The 26,379-nt window shown below is 73.0% G+C and carries 7 protein-coding genes and 1 pseudogene; 4 read left to right on the top strand and 4 right to left on the bottom strand.

Features of this window, described 5'->3' with window-relative positions; translation table 11 throughout:
* The 3 genes and pseudogenes from ACFPZI_RS25450 to ACFPZI_RS25460 all read right to left on the bottom strand — a co-directional run.
* Positions 1-7,023: type I polyketide synthase (locus ACFPZI_RS25450; RefSeq protein ID WP_381367282.1), on the bottom strand; the 7,023-nt coding region annotated here is incomplete at its 3' end.
* 89 nt (positions 7,024-7,112) lie between these two features.
* The gene (locus ACFPZI_RS25455) at positions 7,113-16,673 is read right to left on the bottom strand and encodes a type I polyketide synthase (RefSeq protein WP_381367285.1); all 9,561 of its coding nucleotides are present in this window, start codon (positions 16,671-16,673) and stop codon (positions 7,113-7,115) included.
* Positions 16,674-16,716: 43 nt separating this feature from the next.
* A pseudogene (locus ACFPZI_RS25460) lies at positions 16,717-20,793 on the bottom strand (type I polyketide synthase); the annotation flags it as partial.
* A 260-nt stretch (positions 20,794-21,053) separates the two neighbouring features.
* Between ACFPZI_RS25460 and ACFPZI_RS25465 the strand changes: the two are divergent.
* The 4 genes from ACFPZI_RS25465 (at position 21,054) to ACFPZI_RS25480 (ending at position 25,010) form a co-directional block, all read left to right on the top strand.
* On the top strand, positions 21,054-22,457 hold the full coding sequence (locus ACFPZI_RS25465; protein WP_381367288.1) for a glycosyltransferase: 1,404 nt from the start codon (positions 21,054-21,056) through the stop codon (positions 22,455-22,457).
* A gap of 12 nt (positions 22,458-22,469) precedes the next feature.
* A complete protein-coding gene (locus ACFPZI_RS25470; RefSeq protein ID WP_381367291.1) occupies positions 22,470-23,525 on the top strand; it encodes a DegT/DnrJ/EryC1/StrS family aminotransferase in 1,056 nt (351 codons plus the stop codon).
* 31 nt (positions 23,526-23,556) lie between these two features.
* Complete coding sequence (locus tag ACFPZI_RS25475; RefSeq protein WP_381367294.1) at positions 23,557-24,732, top strand: cytochrome P450; 1,176 nt, start codon at positions 23,557-23,559, stop codon at positions 24,730-24,732.
* Between the two features lie 83 nt (positions 24,733-24,815).
* A complete protein-coding gene (locus tag ACFPZI_RS25480) occupies positions 24,816-25,010 on the top strand; it encodes a ferredoxin (protein WP_093796790.1) in 195 nt (64 codons plus the stop codon).
* A gap of 76 nt (positions 25,011-25,086) precedes the next feature.
* Here the strand turns inward: ACFPZI_RS25480 and ACFPZI_RS25485 are convergent, their stop codons facing one another.
* Entirely contained in the window at positions 25,087-26,271 is a 1,185-nt protein-coding gene (locus tag ACFPZI_RS25485) for a cytochrome P450 (protein WP_381367297.1), read from the bottom strand.
* Positions 26,272-26,379: the final 108 nt, after the last annotated feature.

A 26,379-nucleotide genomic window follows, 5' to 3' on the forward strand; every position in this document is an offset into this window, starting at 1 on the left:
GCGCTCCAGCAGCGGATCCAGCACAGCGAGTACGGAGTCCAGCGCCTCCGCGAACACCGGGAAGCGGCCGTACAGCTCCTGGCCCATCCCCAACCGCTGCGAACCCTGACCCGAGAACAACACCGCCGACCTGTCAGCAACGACCGCACCCGACACCACCGAGGCGTCCGGAGCACCGGACGCGAGAGCAGTCAACGCGCGCACCGCATCAGTGGAGCCATTCGCCAGCACCACCGCACGATGCTCGAACACCGACCGGCTCGTGGCCAGCGAGTATCCGACGTCCACCGGGCGGGGAGCCGTCTCCCCATCCACCACCGACAGCAACCGCGCCGCCTGGGCCGCCAGCGCCTCCGGCGTCCTGCCGGACAGGACCCACGGCACCCTGCCCGGCTCGTGCACCGTGGGCGCGCCTTCGGCGACCACGGACCCGCGGATGACGTTCGGCGACTGCTCCAGGATGACGTGCGCGTTCGTACCGCTGATACCGAACGACGACACACCCGCGCGCCGGACGCGACCGGCCTCCGGCCAGGCCGTCGGCTCGGTCAGCAGCTCCACCGCGCCCGCCGTCCAGTCCACGTGCGAGGACGGCTCGGTCACGTGCAGGGTCTGCGGCAGCACACCGTGGCGCATCGCCATCACCATCTTGATCACGCCCGCCACACCGGCGGCTGCCTGGGTGTGGCCGATGTTCGACTTCACCGAGCCGAGCAGCAGCGGCTGCTCCGGGTCGCGGTCGCGTCCGTACGTCGCCAGCAGCGCCTGCGCCTCGATCGGGTCACCCAGCGACGTGCCGGTGCCGTGCGCCTCCACGACGTCGACGTCCTCGGCCAGCAGCCCGCCGCTGGCGAGCGCCTGACGGATCACCCGCTGCTGCGACGGACCGTTGGGCGCCGTCAGACCGTTGGAGGCGCCGTCCTGGTTGACCGCACTGCCGCGCACCACGGCCAGGATCTCGTGACCGTTCCGCAGCGCGTCGGAGAGGCGTTCCAGCACGAGCATGCCGACGCCCTCGGACCAGGCGACGCCGTCGGCCGACTCGGAGAACGCCTTGGACCGGCCGTCGGGGGCCAGGCCGCGTGCGCGGGAGAACTCGACGAAGGTGCTCGGGGTGGACATGACGGTGACACCGCCGGCCAGGGCCAGCGAGCACTCGCCGCTCCGCAGGGCCTGCGCGGCCAGGTGCATGCCGACCAGGGAGGAGGAGCACGCCGTGTCCACCGTCACCGCCGGGCCCTCCAGGCCCAGGGTGTAGGAGACCCGGCCGGAGGCCACGCTCGGTGCGCTGCCGTTGCCCCGGAAGGCTTCGTACTCCTCGCCCGTGAGCAGCGGCCCGTAGTCATTGTACATGACACCGGCGAACACGCCGGTGGCGCTGCCCTTGAGCGACACCGGGTCGATCCCGGCCCGCTCGATCGCCTCCCACGACGTCTCCAGCAGCAACCGCTGCTGCGAGTCCGTCGCCATCGCCTCACGCGGCGACATCCCGAAGAACGCCGGGTCGAAGTCGCCCGCCGTGTGCAGGAAGCCGCCTTCGCGGACGTGGGTCCGGCCGGGGTGGTCGGGGTCCGGGTCGTAGAGGCCGTCGAGGTCCCAGCCTCGGTTGGTGGGGAAGCCGGAGATGACGTCGCCGCCCTCCGTGACGAGTCGCCAGAGGTCCTCGGGCGAGGTCACGCCGCCCGGGTAGCGGCAGGCCATGCCGACGATCGCGATCGGGTCGTCGCCGCCCGGGGACAGGGCGACGGCGGTCGGCGCCGCCGGTGCCTCTTCCGCGGCGCCGAGCAGTTCGTCGCGCACGTGGTCGGCGAGGGCGCTCGGGGTCGGGTAGTCGAAGACCATGGTCGCGGGGAGACGCAGGCCGGTCACGGTGTTGAGGCCGTTGCGCAGTTCGACGGCCGTCAGGGAGTCGAAGCCGAGGTCCTGGAACTGGCGGGACGCCTCGACGTCCGTCGCGTCGGCGTGTCCCAGTACCCGGGCGATCTGGCCGCGGACCAGGTCGAGGAGGACATCGCGGCGTTCGGCGGCGTTCAGTCCGGCGAGGCGCTCCGCGAGGCCGCCGGCGGTCTGGGAGATCTGGGCGGCGGCGCGGCGGCCCGGGGAGCGGATGAGACCGCGCAGCAGGGGCGGGATGTCGCCCTGGGCGCGCAGGACGGGCAGGTCGAGGCGTACGGGTGCGAGGGCCGCGACGTCCGTGCCGAGGGCGGCGTCGAACAGCGCCAGGCCCTGGGGGACGGTCAGGGGCGGCATGCCGGAGCGCGCGATGCGCTCGACGTCGATATCGGTGAGCGTGCCGGTCATGCCGACGCTCTGGGTCCAGGGGCCCCAGGCGAGGGAGTGGCCCGGCAGTCCGCGCTTCTGCCGGTGGGTGGCGAGGGCGTCCAGGAAGGCGTTGCCTGCCGCGTAGTTGGCCTGCCCGGGGCTGCCGAGGGTGGCCGCGACGGAGGAGAAGAGGACGAACGCGGCCAGGTCGAGGTCCTGGGTCAGTTCGTGGAGGTGCCATGCCGCGTCGGCCTTCGGGCGCAGTACCCCGTCGAGCCGCTGCGGGGTGAGCGAGCCGATCACGCCGTCGTCGACGACTCCGGCGGTGTGTACGACGGCGGTGAGCGGATGGTCGGCGGGGACGGTCGCGAGCAGGTCCGCGAGTGCGGTCCGGTCGGTGACGTCGCAGGGTGCGACGGTCACCCGGGCGCCCTGTGCGGTGAGTTCGGCCCGGAGTTCGTCGGCGCCTTCGGCGGCGAGGCCGCGGCGGCTGACGAGCAGCAGGTGGCGTACGCCGTGCTCGGTGACCAGGTGGCGGGCGAGTACGCCGCCGAGGCCGCCGGTGCCGCCGGTGATGAGGACGGTGCCGTCGGCGTCCCAGGCGGGCCGCTCGGTGGGGGCCTGGACGCGGGTCAGGCGGGCGGCGAGCAGCTGTGTGCCGCGTACCGCGAGGTCGGGCTCCTCGGCCGCGGCCGCGAGTGCGGAGCGCAGGAGGGCCGGCACGGCCTCCAGGGGGAGTGAGGCCGTGCCGGGGTCGATGTCCAGGAGGCCGAGGCGTCCCGGGTTCTCGGTCCTGGCCGTTCGTACGAGGCCGTGGACCGAGGCGGCTGCGAGGTCGTCGCCGGTGTGCGCGCCCTGGGTGACGAAGATCAGGCGGGCGTCGGCGAAGCGGTCCTCGTCGAGCCAGTGGTGGAGGTGTGCGAGGACGGTGGCGCCCAGGGTGTGGGTGGCCGTCACGACGCCGTCGTCCGTGGTGCCGGGTTCGCCGTTCGCGGCGATGAGGACCATGGCGGGGACGGGTTCGTCCGAGGCGGCGAGTTCGTCCAGGCCGGGGTGGGCCGTCACCTGGAGTCCCGCGGTGCGCAGGTGGGCGGCCAGGCCGAGGGGGGCGGGGCCGATCACGGCGACCGTGTCGGGTGCGGCGGTGGCCGGGTTCTTCGTCTCGGTCCAGTCCACGCGGAAGAGCGAGTCGCGGTGGATGGGGCCGGTGTCGTCGAGCTCGGCGGTGGGGACCGTGCGGGAGACGAGGGAGTCCACGGACAGGACGGGGCCGCCCGCGGTGTCGTAGATCGCGATGGAGACGGTGTCGTCGCCCGCCGGGGCGAGGCGGGCGCGTACCGCCGTGGCGCCGGAGGCGGTCAGTGACACGCCCTCCCATGCGAACGGCAGGCCGCCGCGGCTGATGGCGCCGAGGTCGGTGAAGGCGGCCGCGTGCTGGGCGGCGTCGAGCAGGGCGGGGTGCAGGCCGAAGGCGCTCGCGTCGGTGCCGGAGTCCTCGGGGAGCGTGACGTCGGCGTACACCTCGTCGCCGAGCCGCCAGGCGGCGCGCAGTCCGCGGAAGGAGGGGCCGTAGTCGAAGCCGAGTGCGGCGAGCCGGTCGTAGCAGCCGTCGAGGTCGACGGGGTCGGCGCCGGGGGGCGGCCACACGGTGGCGTCGAAGCCGGGGTCGGGGGCCGGCGCGCCGGGTGCGACGAATCCGCTGGCGTGCTGGGACCAGGGGAGGTCGAAGCCGTCCTCGGCGCGGGAGTAGATGCCGAGCGGGCGGCGTCCGGCGGCGTCGGCCGCGCCCACGCGTACCTGGAGCTGGACGGCGCCGTGTTCGGGGAGGGCCAGGGGCGCGGCGAGGGCGAGTTCCTCGACGCGGTCGCAGTCGACCTCGTCGCCGGCGCGGATGGCCAGTTCGACGAAGGCCGTGCCGGGCAGCAGGGCGCGGCCGCGTACGCCGTGGTCGGCGAGCCAGGGGTGGGTCCGCAGGGACAGCCTGCTGGTGAACAGCGCGCCCTCGCCGTCGGCGAGTTCTACGGCGGCGCCGAGCAGGGGGTGTCCGGCGGAGCCCAGGCCGGCGGCGCGCATGTCGCCGGAGGCGTCGAGGGCGGCGGCCGGCCAGAAGCGGCGGCGCTGGAACGGGTAGGTGGGCAGGTCGACGCGCTGGGCGCCGGAGCCTTCGTAGAGGCCGGACCAGCGGACGGTGGCGCCGCGTACGTGCACCCGTGCGAGGGCGGTGACCGCGGCGAGTTCCTCCGGGCGGTCCTTGCGCAGCAGCGGCACGATCTGCGCCTGCTCGGTCAGCGAGTCCTGGGCCATGGCGGAGAGCACTCCGTCGGGGCCCAGCTCCAGCAGGGTGGTGACGCCGCGTTCGGTGAGGGTGTGGACGCCGTCGGCGAACCGTACGGCTTCGCGCACGTGCCGTACCCAGTAGGCGGCGGAGCACAGTTCCTCGACGTCGGCGATCCGGCCGGTCACGTTCGACACGACGGGGATGCGGGGCTCGGCGTAGGCCAGGCTCTGCGCGACGGCGCGGAACTCGTCGAGCATCGGGTCCATGAGCGGCGAGTGGAAGGCGTGCGAGACGCGCAGGCGCGTCGTCTTGCGGCCCTGCGCCTCGAAGTGCGCGGCGATGTCCTGTACGGCGCTCTCGTCGCCGGAGATCACCACGGAGGTGGGTCCGTTGACGGCGGCGATGGAGACCCGTGCGGTGAGCAGCGGGGTGGTCTCGTCCTCGGTGGCGCGGACGGCGGTCATGACGCCGCCGGCGGGCAGAGCTGCCATCAGTGAGGCGCGGGCGGCGACGAGGCGGCAGGCGTCCTCCAGGGAGAAAACGCCCGCCACATGGGCGGCGGCTATCTCGCCGATGGAGTGGCCTCCGACGAAGTCGGGCGTGAGGCCGAGCGAGGTGACGAGGCGGTACAGGGCGACCTCGACGGCGAAGAGCGCGGGCTGGGTCCAGCCGGTCTCGTCGAGCGGTCCGGGGTCGGTTCCCCAGACGATGTCGCGCAGCGGACGGTCGAGGTGGGGGTCGAGTGCGTCGGCTGCGGCGTCGAAGGCCTGGGCGAACACCGGGAATCTGACGTGGAGTTCGCGTCCCATGCCCAGGCGCTGGGAGCCCTGGCCGGAGAACAGGACGGCGAGCAGTCCCTCGTCGGCCACGCCCTCGGCGATCTGCGTGGGCTCGGGGGCGCCGGGCAGCAGGACGGAGCGGTACTCGAAGGCGGAGCGGCCGGCGGCGAGGGAGTGGCCGATGTCGACGGGCCGCACGCCGGGGTTGCGCTCGATGAAGGAGAGCAGCCGGGTACGCTGCTCGGCCAGAGCGGCGGCGGACCGGCCGGAGAGGACCCAGGGGATGACGGCGGGCGTGGCGGTGTCGTCGGCGGGGGCGGTCTCGGGGAGGGCCGGGGCCTGTTCGAGGATGACGTGGGCGTTGGTGCCGCTGACGCCGAATGAGGAGACGGCGGCGCGCCGGGCGCGGCCCGTCTCGGGCCACTGGACGGGCTGGTCGAGGAGTTCGACCGAGCCGGTCGTCCAGTCCACGTCGTGGGAGGGTTCGCCCGCGTGCAGGCTGCGCGGCATCAGACCGTGCCGCAACGCCATGATCATCTTGATGACGCCGGCGGCGCCGGAGGCGGCCATCGTGTGGCCGATGTTCGACTTGACCGATCCCAGCCGCAGGGGGTGTTCGCGGTCCTGCCCGTAGGTGGCCAGCAGCGCCTGGGCCTCTATGGGGTCACCCAGCGTGGTGCCCGTGCCGTGCGCCTCGACGAGGTCGACGTCGGCGGGTGTCAGCCGGGCGTTCTCCAGGGCGGCGCGGATGACGCGGCGCTGCGAGGGGCCGTGGGGTGCGGACAGGCCGTTGGAAGCGCCGTCCTGGTTGATCGCGCTGCCGCGCAGCACGGCCAGCACGGGGTGCCCGGCGCGCTGGGCGTCGGAGAGCCGCTCCAGTACGAGGACGGCCGCGCCCTCGCCCCAGCCGGTGCCGTCGGCGTCCTGGGAGAAGGACTTGCAGCGGCCGTCGGCGGCCATTCCGCTCTGGGCGGTGAAGGAGACGAAGGGGCCGGGCGTCGCCATCACGGAGGCGCCGCCCGCCAGGGCCATGCTGCATTCGCCGTTGCGCAGGGACTGCGCCGCCCAGTGCAGGGCGACCAGGGAGGAGGAGCAGGCGGTGTCGACGGTGACGGCGGGGCCCTCGGCCCCGAGGGTGTAGGAGAGCCGTCCCGAGATGACGCTCGCGGCGTGCCCGGTGGTCGAGAACTGCTCCGCGTCCTCGCTGGAGACGTTGATGACCGCGGCGTAGTCCTGCCCGGCGGTGCCGACGAACACGCCGGCCCGGCTGCCGCGCAGGGTCAGCGGGTCGATGCCGGCGCGCTCCAGGGCCTCCCAGGCGACCTCCAGCAGCAGTCGCTGCTGGGGGTCCATGGCGACGGCCTCACGGGGTGAGATCCCGAAGAACCCGGGGTCGAAGTCCGCCATGTCGTAGAGGAAGGCGCCCTCGCGGGCGAGGCTGTGGCCGGGGCCGTCCCCGGCGAGGCGCTCCAGGTCCCAGCCCCGGTCGGCGGGGAAGTCCCCCATGACGTCGCGGCCCTCGGTGACCAGGTCCCACAGGTCCTCGGGGGAGGTCACACCGCCGGGGTAGCGGCAGCCGATCCCGACGACGGCGATGGGCTCCTCGGCGGCCGCCACCAGCTGCTGGTTCTGCTGACGGAGCCGCTCGATCTCCTTCAGCGACGACCGCAGGGCCTCGACGTACTTGTTGGGGGACGTGCTCATCGAACTCTCCAGGTCTCTTTCGGTTTGCAGATGCCGCACAGCCGGTGACGTCCGTCCGGCGCGGCCGGGCGGACGTCACCGGGGGGCCGCTACATGTCGGTGACGAGCCGCAGCAGGCTTTCGGCATCCATGTCGTCGAGGTCCTCGATCGGGTCCTCGCCGTCGAGAGGCCCGGTGGTCGCCTCGGCGGCGTCGGCGGTGGCGAGTTTGAGCACCATGTCCAGAAGTCCTGCTTTTCGGAGTCTGCTGATGGGAACGGAGGCGAGCACGTCGCGGATCTCGGCGTCGGGATCGTCGGCCCGGTCGTCGGCGGCGTGCCCGGGGGCGGCGCCGAAGAGCAGGGAGCCGATGTGCCGGGCGAGGGCGGCCGGGGTGGGGTGGTCGAAGGCCAGGGCCGCCGGCAGCGGCAGGCCCAGGGCCGCCCGCAACCGGTTGCGCAGCTCGACGGCCGTCACCGAGTCGAAGCCGACGTCGCGGAACGCGCGGGTGGCGGGGATGGCGTCGGCCGCGTCGTGACCCAGGGTCGCGGACGCTTCGGCGCGTACCGCCTCCAGCAGGGCCCGTTCGCGTTCGGCGGTGGGCAGGGCGTCGAGCCGCTTCCTGAGGGGCGGGGTGGCGGAGCCGTCGTCGGCGGGTGCTTCCTCGCCCGCCGACAGGGCCCGGCCGGCCTCGGGGATGCCGGCGAGCAGCGGGCTGGGCCGGGTCGCGGTGAAGCTGGGGGTGAAGCGTTCCCAGTCCATCAGCGTCACGGTGAGCGCCGTGTCGTCGTCCTCCAGCATCCGCTGGAGCGCGGCGATGGCCAGCGGCGGCTCCATCGGCATGACGCCCTGGCGCCGCAGCCGCTCGTGTACCTCGTCGGCCGTGGCCATGCCGACCTCGGCCCAGGTGCCCCAGGCGACGGAGGCGGCGGTCAGGCCCTCGGCCCTGCGGTGCTCGGCCAGGGCGTCGAGGAACGCGTTGGCCGCCGCGTAGCCGGGCTGGCCGCCACTGCCCCAGGTGGCCGCGCCCGACGAGAACAGCACGAACGCGTCCAGGTCGAGGTCGCGGGTCAGTTCGTGCAGGTGCAGGGCGGCGGTGAGCTTGGACCGCATCAGGGCGTCCAGCTGTTCCAGGGTCAGCGACTCCACGGAGGCGTCGCCGTCGGCGACGCCGGCGGCGTGGAAGACCGAGGCGAGGGGGAACTCGGCGGGGATCGCGGCCAGTACGCCGGTCAGCGCGTCGCGGTCGGCGGCGTCGCAGGCGGCGATGGTGACGCGGGCGCCCAGGCCCTCCAGTTCGGCGCGGAGCGCGGCCGCGCCGGGCGCGTCCTCGCCGCGGCGGCTGGTCAGCACCACGTGTCCGGCGCCGCGCTCGATCATCCAGCGGGCGACCCGGCCGCCGATCCCGCCGGTGCCACCGGTGATCAGGGCGGTGCCCCGGCCCTGCCAGCGGCGCTCGGGGCTGTCCGCGGTGGGCGCCGCGTGGGTGAGGCGGCGGCCGTAGATCCCGGTCGGGCGGACCGCGATCTGGTCCTCCCCGTCCAGGCCCGCCAGTACGGCGGTCAGCCGGGCTCCGGATCGCGCGTCCAGGGTCTCCGGGAGGTCGACGAGACCGCCCCAGCGGTCCGGGTGCTCCAGCGCGATCACCCGGCCCAGGCCCCACAGGGTGCCCTGCACGGGCCGGGTGAGACGGTCGTCCCTGCCCACGGACACCGCGCCGCGGGTGGCGCACCACAGGGGGGCGCGCAGTTCCGCGTCGCCCAGGGCCTGGACGAGGGTGAGCGTCAGGGCCAGTCCCGCGGGTACGGACGTGTGGTTCGGGTGGCGCTCCTCGACGGGCGCAAGCAGGGACAGTACGCCGGTGAACTCCGTTCCGTCGGCGGTCAGTTCCTTGAGGCGCTTGGCCCAGGCGGCGCGGCCCGCGCCGTCGCTGCCCTCCGCCTCCAGCCGGACCGTGTCCGGGCCGAGCAGGGCCAGTACGGCGGTGATCCAGGCGTCGTCGGCCCGGTCCGCCGGTACCACGGCGAGCCAGCGGCCCGCGGGTGCGGCGGTGCCGGGCTCGTTCAGCCGGGTCCAGTCGACCCGGTAGCGCCAGGCGTTGACGGCCGAGCGCTCCCGCGACTTGGCGCGCCACGCCGACAGGGTGGGCAATACGTCGCCGAGCGAGGAGCGTGCCCCGCCCTCGGCGACACCGAGTTCGTCGGCCAGGGACTCCAGGTCCTCGCTCTCGACGAGGTCCCAGAAGGCGCTGTCCGTGGCGTCGCCGTCACCGGGGGCCGCGGTGCCGGCCGTGGCCGCCGCGGGCTCGGGCCAGTACTTGCGGTGTTGGAAGGCGTAGGTCGGCAGGTCGACGGGGACGGCGGCGCCGGCCGGGAACGCCGTGCGCCAGTCCACGGCGGTGCCGTGCGCGTGGGCCTCGGCGAGGGAGGCCAGGAAGCGCCGGAGGTCGCCCTCGTCGCGGCGCAGGGTGCCCAGCACCACGGCGGAGTCGGCGACGGCCTCCTCCACCGTCTCCTGGGTCTCCTGGATCGGGGCGGCCAGCACCGGGTGCGGGCTCATCTCGATGAAGACGCGGTGTCCGTCCGCGAGGAGCGCGCGGGTGGCCTCCTCCATCCGTACGGTCGTGCGCAGGTTGGTGTACCAGTACGCGCCGTCGAAGGCGGCGTCCGTCAGCCGGGCGCCGGTGACCGTCGAGTAGAACGGCACGCGCGGGCTCGCGGAGACGACCGGAGCCAGGACGCGTGAGAGGTCGTCGCGCACGGCTTCGACGTGGGCGCTGTGCGAGGCGTAGTCCACGGACACCTTGCGGGCGCGGACGCCCTGCTGTCCGCAGGCGGCGAGCAGTTCGTCCAGCGCCCCGGCGTCGCCGGAGACGATGACCGACGAGGGCCCGTTGACGGCCGCCACGGACAGCAGCTCGCCCCAGGGCTCCAGCAGGGCGCTCACCCGCTCGACCGGCGCGGCCACCGACATCATGCCGCCGAGCCCGGAGAGGCGGGGCAGCGCCTGGCTGCGCAGGGCCACGACCGCGGCGGCGTCCGCCAGGGTCAGCGCGCCGGCCACGTACGCGGCGGCGATCTCGCCCTGCGAGTGGCCGACGACGGCCGACGGCTCGACTCCGTACGAGCGCCAGAGCGCGCTCAGCGCCACCATCATGGAGAACAGCGCGGGCTGGACGACGTCCACCCGTTCGAGCAGCGCCGGGTCTCCTTCGCCGGCCAGTACCTCGTGCAGGGACCAGTCGATGTACGGGGCGAGCGCGTCGGCGCACTCGTCCACGGCGGTGCGGAACACCTCGGAGTGGGCGAGCAGTTCGCGGCCCATCCCCCACCACTGGGAGCCCTGGCCGGGGAAGACGAACACCGGTCCCCTGGCGCCCTCGCCGACGGCGCCCTGTACGACGCCTGCCGCGGCGCGTCCCGTGGCCAGTGCTTCGAGGGAGCGCAGGAAGTCGTCGCGGGTGCGGCCGATGACGACCGCGCGGTGGTCGAAGGACGCGCGGGTGGTCGCCAGCGACCAGCCCACTCGTGCGGGCGACAGGCCGGGGTCGGCGTCGGCGAGGGCGAGCAGCCGGGCCGCCTGGTCGCGCAGCGCCGCCTCGGACTTGGCGGAGACCGGCCACGGCACGACCTGCTCGTCCGCGGGGTCCTGCGCGGCGTCGGCGTCCGCCGTCCCGGTTTCGGCGGGGGGCGCCTGCTCCAGAATCAGGTGGGCGTTGGTGCCGCTGATCCCGAAGGACGACACTCCGGCGCGCCTGGGCCGGTCGGTGTCCGGCCACGGGGTCTGCCCGGTCAGCAGTTCCACCGCGCCGGACGTCCAGTCGACGTGCGTGGAGGGGGTGCCGGTGTGCAGGGTTCCGGGCAGGACGCCCTCGTGCATGGCCATGACCATCTTGATGACGCCGGCGACTCCGGCGGCGGCCTGGGTATGACCGATGTTGGACTTCAGCGAGCCGAGCCACAGCGGGCGCTCGGGGTCGCGGCCCTGGCCGTACGTGGCGAGCACGGCCTGCGCCTCGATGGGGTCGCCGAGCCTGGTGCCCGTGCCGTGCGCCTCCACCGTGTCCACGTCCGCGCCGGTGATCGCCGCGTTGGCGAGGGCCTGGCGGATGACCTGCTGCTGGGCGGGGCCGTTGGGGGCGGTGAGTCCGTTGGACGCGCCGTCCTGGTTGATCGCCGAGCCGCGGATCACCGCGAGGACGCGGTGGCCGTTGCGCCGGGCGTCCGACAGACGCTCCAGCAGGACCAGACCGACGCCCTCCGCCAGGGTCATGCCGTCGGCGGCGTCGGAGAACGGCTTGCAGCGGCCGTCGAGCGCGAGCGCCCGCTGCCTGCTGAAGCCCACGAAGGCGTGCGGGGTGCCCATCACGGCCGCGCCGCCCGCCAGCGCGAGGGTGCTCTCGCCGCTGCGCAGCGACTGGCAGGCCAGGTGCATGGCGACCAGCGAGGACGAGCAGGCGGTGTCGACGGTGACGGCCGGGCCCTCGAACCCGTACAGGTACGACACGCGGCCGGACAGCACACTGGCCGCCGTGCCGGTGACCATGTGCACCTCGGAGCCCTCGGCGCCGTTGTGCGCGGTTGTCGCGTAGTCCTGGTGGCTGGCGCCGATGAAGGTGCCCGCGGTGGTGCCCCGCAGCGAGTCCAGGCCGATCCCGGCCCGCTCGAAGGCCTCCCAGGAGGTCTCCAGCAGCAGCCGCTGCTGCGGGTCCATCGACACGGCCTCACGCGGCGAGATGCCGAAGAACGCGGGGTCGAAGTCCGCGGCGTCGTGCAGGAATCCGCCCTGGGTGGAGTACGTCCGGCCCCGCCGGTCGGGGTCGGGGTCGTAGAGCCCCTGGGCGTCCCAGTTCCGGTCGGCGGGGAATTCGGAGATCACGTCCGCGCCGTCCAGGGCGAGGCGGATCAGCTCCTCCGGGGTGTTCGCGCCGCCGGGGTAGCGGCAGCTCATGCCGATGATGGCGATCGGGTCGTCGTCGGCCCCCGCGGACGTGGTGCGGGCCGCCGAGGCGGGTTCGGGGCCGCCGCCCAGGGCCGCGCCCTTGAGGAACCCGGCGAGTGCGACGGGGTTGGGGAAGTCGAAGACCAGGGTCGAGGGCAGGGTGAGTCCGGTGGCGGCGACGATGCGGTTGCGCAGGTCGACGGCGGTGACCGAGTCGAAGCCGATGTCGCGGAAGGCGCGCCGCTCGGGGAAGGACTCCGCGGAGGCGTGGCCCAGGACGGCGGCCGCCTCGGTGCGCACGAGGGTGAGCAGCAGGCGTTCCTGTTCGGCGTCCGTCAGGTCGTGCAGCCGCGCGGCGAGGTCGCTCGCCGCGGGCAGGCCGGCGGCCTGCTGCGGGGCCGGGGCCAGCTGGCAGGCGACCTCGGGCACCTCGTCGAACAGGCGCGTGGGGCGGCCGGTGGTGAAGACGGGGTAGTACGTGTCCCAGTCGATGTCGGTGAGCCCGATGACGGTCTCGTCGTCGTCGAGGACCCTGCCCAGGGCGCTGAGCGCCTGCTGCGGGTCCAGGTAGGCCAGGCCGCTGCGGCGGATGTGGTGCGGGTCGGCCAGCTCGCGTTCGATGTCGTCGGGCCACTTGCCCCAGTGCACCGAGGTGGTGCGCAGACCGCGGGCGCGGCGGTTGACCGCGAGCGCCGAGAGGTAGGCGTTGCCCGCCACGTAGGCGGCGTGGTGGCCGCTGCCCCACATGCCGGCGGTGGACGAGTACAGGACGAAGTCGTCGAGCTCGTCGTGGTCGAGGAGTTCGTCGAGGTGCTGGGCGCCGGTGACCTTGGCGTGCACGACGTCGGAGAACGACTCCATCGTGGTTTCGGCCAGGGTGTACAGCTCGATGACGGCCGCGGTGTGGATGACCGTGCGTACGGTGCGGCCCTCGGCCTTGAGGTCCGCGAGGAGCGCGGCGACGGCGTCGCGGTCGGTCACGTCGCAGACGACGGCCTCGGCCTCGGTGCCCGAAGCGGTCAGTTCCGCGACCAGTTCGGCCGCGCCGGGGGCGTCTGCGCCCCGGCGGCTGGCGAGCGCCACATGGCCGGCGCCCCGGCCGGCGAGCCAGCGGGCGAGGTCGGGGGCGAGGGTGCCGGAGCCGCCGGTGACCAGGGTCGTACCGCGTGGGGTCCACGTGCGGGAGGGGCCCTGTCCGCCGGACTTGGCGCGGACGATGCGGCGGGTGAAGACCCCGGAGGGGCGGACGGCGAGCTGGTCCTCGTCGCCGAGCGCGCCCGCGAGGGCAGAGACCACGTGTCCGGCCGCCCGCCGGTCCAGTGCCGGCGGCAGGTCGATGACGCCGCCCCAGCGGTGCGGGTGCTCCAGCGCCGTGGTCCAGCCGACGCCGGCGATCTGGGCCTGCACCGGGTGGGTCAAGGCGTCGGACCGGCCGGTGGACACGGCGCCCCGGGTGAGGAACCACAGGGGCGCGGTCACACCGGCGTCGCCGAGGGCCTGGACGAGCGAGACGGTCAGGGCGAGGCCGAGGGTGAGGCCGGGGTGGCGCTCGCCGCGCTCCTCGGCGGCGGCGAGCGTGGAGACGATGCCGGTGAACTCGCCGGCGGAGGACAGCAGCTCGGCGAGGACCGCGCGGTCGGTGTGCGCGTCGTCGAGGACCAGCCGGGTCACTTCGGCGCCCGCCGCGGTCAGCAGGCCGGTGGTCTCGCTGTCGTCGGTGCCGTCGGCGGACACCACGAGCCAGGTGCCCGTCAGTGACCGCTGGGGGACCTTGGCCAGCGGCGTCCAGGTCACCCGGTAGCGCCAGGAGTCGGTCCTGGAGGATTCGTTGCGCGACTTGCGCCAGGAGGACAGGGCGGGCAGCACGGCGGCCACCGTGTCCTCGTCCGTCCGCAGGGTCGAGGCCAGGGCGCTGAGGTCCTCCCCCTCGACGGCCGCCCAGAACTGGGCGTCGGCGGGGTCGGCCGTCGTATCGGCCCGGTCGCTCACGGCGGGGATGTTCCAGAAGCGTTCGTGCTGGAAGGCGTAGGTGGGCAGATCGACGCGCCGGGCGTCGGTGCCCGTGAAGAGCGCGGCCCAGTCGACGTCGACGCCGCGCACGTGGACCTCGGCGGCGGAGTGCAGGAAGCGCGCGAGTCCGTCGCGCCCGCGGCGCAGCGTGCCGGTGGCGACGGCCGGCTCGCCGTACGCCTCGGTCATGTCCTGTACCGACATGGTCAGTACGGGGTGCGAGCTGACCTCGATGAACGCGCGGTGTCCGCCGGCGAGCAGGTCGCCGATCGCTTCGGCGAACCGCACGGTCTGCCGCAGGTTCGTGAACCAGTAGGCCGCGTCCATCGTCTCGGTGTCCAGCCAGTCGCCGGTCACCGTGGAGAAGAACGGGACGTCGCTGGTGCGCGGGGCGACCGGTGCGAGGACGTCGAGGAGTTCGTCCTGGAGGTTCTCGACCTGCGCGGAGTGCGAGGCGTAGTCCACCGCGACGCGCCGCACCCGGATGTCCTCGGCCGTCAGCAGCGCCGAGAGTTCGTCCAGCGCGCCGGGTTCGCCGGAGACGACGACCGAGCGCGGTCCGTTGACGGCGGCGACCGACACCCGGCCCTGCCAGTCCGTCAGCCGGCTCTCCACCTCGTCGACGGGGAGCGGTATCGACATCATCCCGCCGTGGCCGGCCAGGGTGCGGCCGATCGCGCGGCTGCGCAGGGCGACCACCCGGGCGCCGTCCTCCAGGGAGAGCGCGCCGGAGACGACGGCCGCGGCGATCTCGCCCTGCGAGTGGCCGACGACCGCGTCGGGCTCCACCCCGTGGGCGCGCCACAGGGCTGCGAGGGAGACCATGACGGCGAAGGACGCGGGCTGTACGACGTCGACGCGCTCCAGGGACGGCGCTCCGTCGGCGCCGCGCAGCACATCCTCCAGGGACCAGTCCACGAACGCGCCGAGTGCCGTGGCGCATTCGGTGATCCGCTCGGCGAAGACCGGGGATTCGACCAGCAGTTGGGCTCCCATGCCCACCCACTGAGAGCCCTGGCCGGGGAAGACGAACACCGTCCTGCCCTCGACGTCGGCCACGCCACGGACGAGATCCGCCCAGGGCTGGCCGGTGCTCAGCGCGGTGGTTCCGGCGAGGAGTCCGTCGTGGTCGGCGCCGACCACGACGGCCCGGTTCTCCAGGAGCACGCGCGAGGCGACCAGGGAGTGGCCGACGTCGGCCGGCCGGGCCGGCGGGGCGGTCTCCAGGTGCGCCACGAGGGCGGCCGCCTGGTCGCGTACCGCCGTCTCACCGCGGCCGGACAGGATCCAGGGCACGGCGGCGGCGGCGAAGGGCCCCGCGGCGGGCTCGTCCGTCTCGGCCGGTTCCGGGGCCTGCTCCAGCAGGGCGTGGGCGTTGGTGCCGCTGATGCCGAACGAGGACACCGCGCACCGGCGCGGCCTGTCCGACTCGGGCCAGGTCACGGAGTCGGTCAGGAGGCGTACCGCGCCCGAGGACCAGTCGACGTGCGAGGAGGGCGTCTGCGCGTGCAGGGTCGCGGGCAGCGCGCCGTTGCGCATGGCCATGACCATCTTGATAACGCCGGCGACTCCGGCGGCGGCCTGGGTGTGACCGATGTTGGACTTCAGCGAGCCGAGCCACAGCGGGCGCTCGGGGTCGCGGCCCTGGCCGTACGTGGCCAGCAGGGCCTGCGCCTCGATGGGGTCGCCGAGCTTGGTGCCGGTGCCGTGCGCCTCCACGGCGTCGATGTCGGCGCCGGTGAGTCCTGCGGTGGCGAGGGCCTGGTGGACCACGCGTTCCTGGGAGGGGCCGTTGGGCGCGGTCAGGCCGTTGGACGCGCCGTCCTGGTTGACCGCCGAGCCGCGCAGCACGGCGAGGACCTGGTGTCCGTTGCGCCGGGCGTCCGAGAGGCGTTCCGCGACGAGTACGCCGACGCCCTCGCCCCAGCCCGTGCCGTCGGCCTCGTCGGAGAAGGCCTTGCAGCGGCCGTCGCCGGCCAGGCCGCCCTGCTTGCTGAACTCCACGAAGACCGAGGGTTCGCTGAGTATGGTGACGCCGCCGACGACGGCCAGCGAGGACTCGCCGTTGCGCAGCGACTGCGCCGCCACGTGCAGCGCGACCAGTGAGGAGGAGCAGGCGGTGTCGACAGTGATGGCGGGGCCTTCGAGCCCCAGGGTGTAGGCGATGCGTCCCGACAGCACGCTGGCGGCGGTGCCGGTCAGGGCGTGTCCCTGGAGTTCACCGGCGGTGGCCGCCGAGGGCGCGCCCCAGTTGTAGGCGCCGACGAACACTCCGGCCCGGCTGCCGCGCAGCGCGGTCGGGGCGATCCCCGACCGCTCCAGGGCCTCCCAGGTCACTTCCAGCAGAAGTCGCTGCTGGGGGTCCATGGCCAGCGCCTCGCGCGGGGAGATGCCGAAGAAACCGGCGTCGAATTCGGGTGCCTCGTAGAGGAATCCGCCTTCGTGGGTGGCGCTGTTTCCTTCGCCCGTCCCGGTGAGCCGGTCGAGATCCCAGCCGCGGTCCGCGGGGAATCCCGATATGGCGTCGCCGCCGGATTCGACGAGTTCCCACAGGGCTTCCGGGGAGCGGACTCCGCCGGGCAGCCTGCAGCTCATTCCGACAATGGCGATGGGCTCATTGTCCTTGAGTTCCAGTTCTCCGATGCGCTGACGCGCACGGCGGAGATCGGAAGTGACTCGCCTCAGGTAGTCGACGACTTTGTCCTGCTGATCTTCTGGCACCGGTCCGTCCTCATCATCGGGTCGCGAACGAAAGCAGCAATTCTTATGTGGTTTCGAACTCTTCATCGATGATGTCGAGCAGTCTGTCGACCGACACCGTGTCGATGTCCTCGCCCGAAGCACTCGGCGCGGAGGGTGTGGATTGCCGGAGGGTGGAGATGAGTTTCTCCAGACGGTCGGCGATCATTTGGCGTTCGGAACCGTCCGACGTCGCCTGGACGGCGGCCTCGAACCTGGCGATCTCGTCCTCGGCAGATCCCGTCGCCGGGGCGGCGGGTGCGGCGAGGACCGTGGCGAGACGCCCGGCGATCCGTGCGGGGGTCGGGAAGTTGAAGACGAGGGTGCTGGGCAGCGGCAGGCCGGCGAGTGCGCCGAGCCGGTCGCAGAGTTCCACGCCCGCGAGGGAGTCGAAGCCCATCTCCTTGAAGGCCTGGTGGGCGCCGATGGCGTCCGGGCTGCCGTGGCCGAGCACCGCGGCGGCCTCCGACCGTACGAGATCGAGCAGATGGCGCTCCCGCTTGGCCTCGGGCAGCCGCTCCAGCTGCTCGGACAGGCTGGGCGCCCGGTCGTCCCGCACGACCGGCCCGGCCGCGGGCGGCCGAGTGGTGCGGGTGGTGACGGAGTCCGCCGCCGCCCTGGGCCATGGGATCAGCGGGACGGGGGGAAACTCGTGGGCCGACAGCGGGCGGACCCGCAGGGTCTCGGCGGTGAGCACCGGGGCTCCGGAGGAGTCTGCGGCCTCGAGCCGCAGCGCGGTGCCCGGTCCGTCCTCGCAGGGGGCGATCCGCACCCGCAGTGCGGTGGCTCCGCCGGCGTGCAGGGACACTCCGCGCCAGCGCTCGGGAAGGCTGCCGTCCTCCGTCATGACGGCGTGCCGCGCCGCGTCCAGCAGGGCGGGGTGGAGCCCGTACGCGGCCGCGTCGGACGCCTCGGCGGGCAGGGCGACCTCGGCGAAGGTCTCCTCGCCCCGGCGCCACAGCGCGCGCAGCCCCCGGAAGACCGGGCCGTACTCGAAGCCCTGGTCGGCGAGGCGTTTGTAGTACCCCTCCAGCTGCACCGGCTCGGCGTCCCGCGGCGGCCAGACGTCCGTGCCGGAGCCGAGGTCCGCGCAGACCGGCGGTCCCTGGTGAGCGGGGACGAGGACGCCTGTCGCGTGCCGGGTCCACGGCTCGTCGACGGCGCCCTGTGGCCTGGAGTGGAGGGTGACGGCGCGCCGTCCGATGCCGTCCGGCGCGCCGAGGCGCACTTGCAGGCGTACGGAGCCGTGCTCGGTCAGGACCAGCGGTGCGGTGGGGATCAGTTCCTCGACCCGGTCGCAGCCGGCCTCGTCGCCCGCCCGGATGACCAGCTCCAGCACGGCCGTTCCCGGCAGGGTGATCCGTCCCGCGATGACGTGCTGGGCGAGCCAGGGGTGGGTGCGGGTGCAGAGCTCTCCGGTGAACACCAGGACCTCGCCGTCGGCGAGTTCCAGGGTGCCGCCGAGCAGCGGGTGCCCGGTGGCGCCCGTCCCCTGGTTCCCGGCCCCGCCCGCGGGCGGGGCCGGCCAGTAGCGCTCGTGCTGGAAGGCGTAGGTCGGCAGGTCGACCCGCCGGGCGGCCGTGTCCGCGAAGAAGGCCGTCCAGTCGACGGGAACCCCGACGGCGTGCAGCCGGCCCAGGGTGGCGACGAGGGCGTCCTCCTCGGGCCGGCCCTTGCGCAGCGCGGGGACGACGGTCATGGGGCGGGCGGCCCCGCCGAGGCTCTCCGTGGCCATGGCGCTCAGCGCGCTGCCGGGGCCCAGCTCCAGCAGGACGTCCACGTTCTCCTCGCCGAGCGCGGTGACGCCGTCGGCGAAGCGCACGGCCTGGCGCACATGGCGCACCCAGTAGTCGGGGGTGCACAGCAGTGCGCCGGCCGGTGCGCCAGTGAGGTTCGAGATGACCGGGACGGCCGGCTCGTGGAAGGTGAGCGTCTCCACGACGCCGCGGAAGTCCGCCAGCATCGGGTCCATCAGCGGCGAGTGGAAGGCATGGGACACCGGCAGGCAGCTGGTCTTGCGCCCCAGGTCCGCGAAGTGCGCGGCGATCTCCAGGGCCGCGCTCTCCTCGCCCGCGATCACCACGGACGCGGGTCCGTTGACCGCGGCGACCGAGACCCGGTCGGTGCGGCCGGCGAGCAGCGGCAGGACCTCGTCCTCGGCCGCCTGCACGGCGATCATCGCGCCGCCGGCGGGCAGGGCCTGCATCAGTGCGGCGCGGGCGGTGACCAGCCGGCAGGCGTCGGCCAGCGAGAGCACGCCCGCGACATGGGCCGCGGTGATCTCGCCGACCGAGTGGCCGCCCACCACGGCGGGGCGGACGCCCAGGGACTCCACCAGCCGGAACAGCGCCGTCTCGACGGCGAACAGCGCGGGCTGGGTCCAGCCCGTACGGTCCAGTTCCTTCGGGTCGTCGCCCCACATGACGTCGCGCAGCGGGCGCTCGAGGTGCCGGTCCAGTTCGTCCACCACCGCGTCCAGGGCGCGCGCGAAGGCCGGGAAGCGCGCGTGGAGTTCGCGTCCCATGCCCAGGCGCTGGCTGCCCTGGCCGGGGAAGAGGATCGCCACGGCGCCGTCGCCGGCCTCGTCGCGGGCGATCTCGGTCACGTCCTGTCCGTGCGCGAGCAGGACCGCCCGGTGCCGGAGCGAGGCGCGGCCCGTCGCCAGGGAATAGCCGATGTCGAGGGCGGTCGCTTCGGGGGCGTCGGCCACGAAGTCGTCGAGCCGGGCCAGCTGGTCGGCCAGCGCCGCCTCGGTCCGGGCCGACACGAGCCAGGGCACCACCGCGGGCTCGGGAGCCGACGGGGGGTGCTCCGTCTCGTCCGGGGCCTGCTCGACGATGACGTGCGCGTTGGTGCCGCTGATGCCGAAGGACGACACGCCGGCGCGCCGCGGCCGTCCCGCGGGGTGCCACGGGGTCTGTTCGGTCAGCAGCTCGACGGCGCCGTCCGTCCAGTCGACGTGGGAGGTGGGTTCACCGACGTGCAGGGTCCGGGGCATCACTCCGTGGCGCAGGGCCATCACCGTCTTGATGAATCCCGCGATCCCGGCCGCCGCCTGGGCGTGCCCGATGTTCGACTTGAGGGAGCCCAGCCGCAGCGGGTGGCCGGGCGGCCGGGCCTGTCCGTACGTCGCCAGCAGTGCCTGCGCCTCGATCGGGTCGCCGAGCTTGGTGCCGGTGCCGTGGGCCTCGACCATGTCGACGTCGGCGGCGCGGAGTCCCGCGTCGGCCAGTGCCTGGAGGATCACCCGCTCCTGCGACCGGCCGCTCGGGGAGGTCAGGCCGTTGGAGGCGCCGTCCTGGTTGGTGGCGCTGCCGCGCAGGACGGCGAGCACCCGGTGGCCGCGGGCCCGTGCGTCGGAGAGCCGTTCCAGGACGACGATGCCGGCCCCCTCGGCCCAGGCCGTGCCGTCCGCGTCGTCGGAGAACGCCTTGCAGCGTCCGTCGGGGGCCAGCCCGCCCTGGCGGGAGTAGCTGACGAATCCCACGGGGGTGGACATCACCGTGACACCGCCGGCCAGCGCCATCGAGCACTCCCCCGCGCGCAGCGAGCGCGCCGCCCAGTGCAGGGCGACCAGCGAGGAGGAGGAAGCGGTGTCGACGGTGACCGCGGGACCTTCGAGGCCGAGGGTGTAGGCGAGCCGCCCGGAGGCGACGGCCGGTGACAGGCCGGTCATGGCGTGGCCCGCGAGGTCTTCCGGGGACCGCTGGGTGACGGCGGCGTAGTCCTGGCCGTTGGTGCCGACGAACACGCCGGTCCGGCTGCCGTTCAGGGCGTGGGGGTCGATCCCCGCGCGTTCGACGGCCTCCCACGCGGTTTCCAGCACCAGCCGCTGCTGCGGGTCGGTGGAGATCGCCTCGCGCGGCGACATGCCGAAGAACGCGGCGTCGAAGTCGGCCGCCCCATGAAGGAACCCGCCTTCGCGCGTCACGCTGCGGTCCGGTCCTTCGCCGGCCAGCGCGTCCAGGTCCCAGCCGCGGTCCGCGGGGAAGCCGGATATCGCGTCACGGCCCGCGAGGACCAGGTCCCACAGCTCCTCGGGGGAGCGCACTCCCCCCGGATAGCGGCATGCCATCCCGACGACCACTACCGGGTCTTGGTCGGCTCCGATCGTCATGACGTTGCACACCCCTAAGAAGTCGGGCCCGGACACCTCTTCGTTCCGGATCGTAGGTGCGTCAACGCTGTACTTTTCCCTAAGGAATTCAGGGACTCGGCACGGAAGACTAGGGATTCTCCGGAGCGTGGTGTGAGACCAAGTAACTGCTCCGCTTCAACGCGCGGCGCGGCCACCCGGCGACCGGCCGTGTGGGTACCTGTGGCGCCTGCCGTTGGGGCTGTCACTTCCGGAGGGTGTTGTCCATGGGCTCGATTCGGCGGCCTGTCCTGTTCGTCAGCTATGCCGAAAGCGGTCTCCTGAACCCGTTGCTCGTACTCGCGGAGGAATTGTCCCGCCGCGGTGTCGAGGACCTGTGGTTCGCGACCGACGAAAAAGGACGCTCGGATATCGGTGCGGCCACCGTGAAAACGCCCGTGGAGTTCGCGTCGCTCGGTGATGTGGTGCCGCAGATGTCGGCCGTCACCTGGGGCGACGAGACCTATCGCGAGGTGACGCAGCGCTCGCGTTTCAAGGCGCACCGCGCGGTCATCAAGCACTCCTTCGCACCGGCGTCGCGGGTGGACAAGTACAAGCGCCTCGAAGCCATTGTCGACGAGGTGCAGCCGGCGCTGATGGTCATCGAGTCCATGTGCCAGTTCGGGTACGAGCTGGCCATCACGAAGGGGATTCCCTTCGTGCTCGGCGTCCCGTTCGTGCCGAGCAATGTCCTGACGTCGCACGTCCCGTTCGCCAAGTCGTACACCCCGAGCGGCTTCCCGGTGCCGCACTCCGGGCTGCCGCTGGACATGACGTTCGCGCAGCGGGTGGAGAACCAGCTGTTCAGGCTGCGGACGCTGGGGATGTTCATGACCTCCTCGATGCGCAAGGTGGTCGAGGAGGACAACCGGATCCGCGAAGAGCTGGGGATCTCACCCGAGGCGCGCCAGATGATGGCCAGGATCGATCACGCCGAGATGGTGCTGTGCTACTCGGTGCCCGAGCTGGACTACCCCTTCCCGGTGCCGGAAAAGATGCGGCTGGTGGGCGCCATGGTGCCGCCACTGCCGCAAGCCCCCGACGACGGCGGTCTCTCCGACTGGCTCGACACCCAGCAGTCCGTGGTCTACATGGGTTTCGGCACGATCACCCGGCTGACGCGCGAGCAGGTCGGCGCGCTGGTGGACGTGGCGCGGCGGCTGGCGGACGGCCACTCCGTGCTGTGGAAACTCCCCAAGGAGCAGCAGGAGTTGCTGCCACCGCGAGAAGAACTGCCGGACAACCTACGGATCGAGAACTGGGTGCCCTCCCAGCTCGACGTCCTGGCCCATCCGAAGGTCGCCGTCTTCTTCACCCACGCGGGCGGCAACGGCTACCACGAGGGCCTGTACTTCGGCAAGCCGCTGGTGGTGCGCCCCCTGTGGGTCGACTGCGACGACCAGGCGGTGCGGGGCCAGGACTTCGGGGTCAGCCTGACCCTCGACCACCCGCAGACCGTCGACGCCGACGACGTCGTCGACAAGCTCACCCGGGTACTCACGGACAGCACGTTCCGTGAGCGCGCCGAGCACTTCTCGAAGCTGCTGCGCGCCGCGGGCGGCCGGGCCGCCGCCGCGGATCTCCTGCTCGGCCTTCCCGCCCTGTCCGAACCCGCTCTCGCCAACGACTGATCGAAGGATCCGATGTCATACACACAGCCCGTGTCCAAGCCCTGGCTCGGCGGGCGTGAACTCGAATACGTGAAGGACGCCGTCAGCGGCGGCTGGATCTCTTCGCAGGGACCGTACGTCAAGAAGTTCGAGACCGCGTTCGCCGAGTACAACGGGAGCGCGCACGGTGTCGCGTGCTCCTCCGGGACGACGGCACTGACCCTGGCGCTGCGCGCGCTCGGCGTCGGCCCCGGCGACGAGGTGATCGTCCCCGAGTTCACGATGATCGCCTCGGCCTGGGCGGTGTCCTACACGGGCGCCACCCCCGTCTTCGTGGACTGCGGGGACGATCTCAACATCGATGTCTCGCGCATCGAGGAGAAGATCACCCCCCGCACCAAAGTGATCATGCCGGTACACATCTACGGCCGCCGGTGCGACATGGACCCGATCATGGATCTGGCGCATCAGTACGGCCTGCGCGTGGTGGAGGACTCCGCCGAGGCGCACGGCGTGCGGCCGGTCGCCGACATCGCCTGCTTCTCGCTCTTCGCCAACAAGATCATCACCGCTGGGGAGGGCGGGATCTGTCTCACCGACGACCCGTACCTCGCCGAACAGATGGCCCATCTGCGGGCGATGGCGTTCACCAAGGACCACAGCTTCCTGCACAAGAAGCTGGCCTACAACTTCCGTATGACGAGCATGCAGGCGGCCGTCGCGCTGGCGCAGACCGAGCAGCTCGACTCCGTCCTGGCCACCCGCCGGGAGATAGAACGCCGTTACGACGAGGGCCTGAGCGGCATCGACGGGATCACCCTGATGCCGCCGCGCGACGTGCTGTGGATGTACGACCTGCGCGCCGACCGCCGCGACGAGCTGATGGACTTCCTCAAGGACGAGGGCGTCGAGACGCGGCTGTTCTTCAAGCCGATGAGCCGCCAGCCCGGATACCTCGCCCCCGTCTGGCCCTCGCTCAACGCGAGCCGCTTCAGCGAGGACGGCTTCTACCTGCCGACCCACACCGGACTGACCGCGGACGACCAGGAGTTCATCGTCGGGAAGGTCCGCAAGTTCTACGCCGCCTGAGCCGTGTCCGACCCCCAGGGAAATTGAGAAGATGACAACTGTCGACAGGTGCCCGGTAGCCTTCCCGCTGCGGCAGCCCGGCCAGTCGTTCCCACCGCCCCAGTATCTGGAATTCCGTGAGCAGGAAGGGCTGGTGAGCACCACCCTGCCCTCCGGGGAGCTCGTGTGGCTGGTGACCCGGCACGAGGACGTCCGCGCGGTGCTCACCAATCCGCGGATCAGCTCCAACCCCTCGCACCCCGGCTTCCCCCGTGCGGCCAAGACCGGCGGTGTGCCGTCCCAGGACGAGGTGCCCGGCTGGTTCGTGGCCCTGGACCCGCCGGAGCACGGGCGGTTCCGCAAGACGCTGATCCCCGAGTTCACGGTCCGCAAGGTCAGGGAGATGCGGCCGGCCATCCAGCAGATCGTGGACGAGCGCATCGACGCGATGCTCGCGGCGGGCGACACCGCCGATCTGATCGCGAACTTCGCGCTGTCCGTGCCGTCCCTGGTGATCTCCAGTCTGCTCGGCGTGCCCAACGCCGACCGGGACTTCTTCGAGACCAAGACCCGGGTCCTGGTCACGCTCACCTCCACGGACGAACAGCGGCAGGCGGCCTCGAAGGCGCTGCTGCGCTATCTCAACCGGCTCATCACCGTCAAGCAGAAGCGGCCGGGCGACGATCTGATCAGCCAGCTGCTGGCCGACGGGACGCTCACCAAGCAGGAGCTGTCCGGCGTGTCGATGCTGCTGCTGATCGCCGGGCACGAGACGACGGCGAACAACATCGGGCTCGGGGTCGTCACCCTGCTGTCCAACCCGCAGTGGATCGGCGACGAGCGGGCGGTCGAGGAGCTGCTGCGCTACTACTCGGTGGCCGACCTGGTCGCCTTCCGGGTGGCCGTGGAGGCTGTGGAGATCGGCGGGCAGCTCATCCGCGCCGGCGAGGGCATCATCCCGCTGGTCGCCGCCGCCAACCACGACGGGACCGTCTTCGAGCGCCCCGACGAGTTCGACCCCAGCCGCTCCGCCCGCTCGCACGTGGCGTTCGGGTACGGGGTACACCAGTGCCTCGGCCAGAACCTCGTCAGGGTCGAGATGGACATCGCCTACCGGACGCTGTTCGAACGGATCCCCACACTGGAACTGGCCGTTCCGGTGACGGAGCTGCCGATCAAGTACGACGGGGTGCTGTACGGGCTGCACTCCCTGCCCGTCCGCTGGTAGACGCGCCACCGCACACGAGACGACCGGGCCGCCCGCGACGGGCGGCCCGGGCACGACCGCAGGTAACCGACGGAGGAATGACAGTGCGCATCAGCGTGGACACCGATCGCTGTGTGGGGGCCGGACAGTGCGTCCTGTCGGCTCCCGACGTCTTCGACCAGGACGACATGGGCATCGTCCTGGTCCTGGCGGAGCCGGCGGACGAGCCGGCCCGGGAGGCGGCGCGGCAGGCGGGGGTGATCTGCCCGTCCCAGGCGATCACCGTGAGCGAGAGCTGACCGGCCGCCGCGCCGCAACGGGCTGTGCCCCCCACCGGTGGGGGGCACAGCCCGTTGCGGCGCGGCGGGGGCGGCGCTACCAGGTGACCGGTACCTCGGTGAGCCCGGCCGAGAGCCTCCCGCCCAGCACCTGGAGCTCCTCGATGGGACGCGCGAGGCGCAGTCCGGGCAGCCGGGTGAAGAGCAGGGTGTACGCCGTCTGGAGCTGCATGCGCGCGAGCGGGGCGCCGATGCAGTGCCACATCCCGTGACCGAACGTCAGGTGGGTGTTGGGCGAGCGGGTGATGTCGAACACCTCGGGGTCGTCGAAGACCTGGGCGTCGAAGTTGGAGAGGGTGAAGTCGAGCAGCACCAGCTCCCCGAAGCGGATGGTGACGCCGCCGATCTCGACGTCCTCGGTGGCGTAGCGCGGCAGGACCGAGCCGCCGGCCTTCGCCGACCGCAGGATCTCCTCCACGGCGCCCGCCATCGCCTTCGGGTCCGCAATGGCCGCGGCGAGCTGCTCGGGGTGGAGGCCGAACAGCACCACACCGAGGTCGATGTGGCTGGCGACGGCCTCCAGTCCGGCGAACAGCACCCCGGCCGCGATGGGCCCGATGCGCGCGTCCGAGGGCTCCTTCACGCACAGCCGTGAGATCACGTCGTCGCCGGGGTCGGCCCGCTTGCGGCCCGCGAGTTCCACCAGATAGCCGAAGAGGTCCTGCTGTCCGTCCTGGACGGTGTCCGGGTCGTCCAGTCCGCCCATCTGCGAGAGCAGGGTGACGAGCAGCTCGCGGTCCTCGGCGGGCACACCGATGAGTTCGCCGAGGACGGCCAGCGAGAACGGCATCGAGAAGCCGCCGTGCAGGTCCGCCGGGGGGCCCTGCGCGATGAAGCTCTCCAGCACGGCTTCGGCGATGGCCTCGACCTTCGGCATCATGTTGAGCACGCGCCGGGCGGAGAAGTTCGGGGTGAGCATGGCGCGGGTCTCGCTGTGCAGCTTGTGCGCCACTTCGGCGTCGTCGCTGACGAGCATGTCCAGGAACGGGTTGTGGACGTAGCGCGGGGCGTTCGCCGGGTCGGGGTGCGCGCGGGCCAGCCGCTCGTCGCGGAGCAGCTCCTTGAGCTCGGCGTGGCGTGTCACCAGCCATCCCTCGTCACCGGCGGGGGTGCGCACCCGGCAGACGGAGCCGCTGGTCTGGAGCTCGCGCAGTAGCGGGCTCAGCCGCAGGACGGTGGGCGGCACTCCCTTGAGGGACGGCAGCTCCTGGGACGTGGTCATGGGGGGGTCTCCTCTGGACGGTGGTGCGGGTGTGCTCGTCGGTCCGGCCGAGCGGGCGGGTGCGCCGGGGGCGGGCGGCGGGGTGTCCCCCGCCCGCCCCCGGACTGG

This window comes from Streptomyces chlorus (genome assembly GCF_042655885.1).
Taxonomy (GTDB): Bacteria; Actinomycetota; Actinomycetes; order Streptomycetales; family Streptomycetaceae; genus Streptomyces; species Streptomyces chlorus.

What these genes read in the sequence shown, in the direction of transcription:
- ACFPZI_RS25465 (WP_381367288.1), top strand. Translation starts at nt 21,054, where the DNA reads ATGGGCTCGATTCGGCGGCCTGTCCTGTTCGTCAGCTATGCCGAAAGC.
- ACFPZI_RS25470 (WP_381367291.1), top strand. Translation starts at nt 22,470, where the DNA reads ATGTCATACACACAGCCCGTGTCCAAGCCCTGGCTCGGCGGGCGTGAA.
- ACFPZI_RS25475 (WP_381367294.1), top strand. Translation starts at nt 23,557, where the DNA reads ATGACAACTGTCGACAGGTGCCCGGTAGCCTTCCCGCTGCGGCAGCCC.
- ACFPZI_RS25485 (WP_381367297.1), bottom strand. Translation starts at nt 26,271, where the DNA reads ATGACCACGTCCCAGGAGCTGCCGTCCCTCAAGGGAGTGCCGCCCACC.